Annotated in this window: 1 protein-coding gene; it reads left to right on the forward strand. The window is 42.1% G+C overall.

Annotated features, from left to right (window positions below):
- On the forward strand, positions 1–252 hold a 252-nt coding region (locus LJE12_RS19870), incomplete at both ends, for a hypothetical protein (protein ID WP_227292442.1).

Raw genomic sequence — 252 nt, forward strand, 5'->3', positions numbered from 1 at the left:
ATTATATGCCAAAGCAGTTGAAAAAGTCACCCCTGAAGAAATTGCATTTGATGACCGAACCTTACAAGCAGTGACGATTTTTAAACGAATGAATGCAGCGTCACAAATGAACACGGTCTTCATCAAGAATGAAGGGGTAACAGAAGGTGAAATTGCGACAATTGGTGAACACACAGCGGAAATATCTGGTGTTTCAACAGGGACTGATTGGACGCGTGATTATTCTCAAAGTGGCGCATTACGTAGCCTGTT

It is taken from the genome of Blautia sp. DFI.6.71 (genome assembly GCF_020593585.1).
GTDB classification, from domain to species: Bacteria; Bacillota; Clostridia; order Lachnospirales; family Lachnospiraceae; genus Blautia_A; species Blautia_A wexlerae.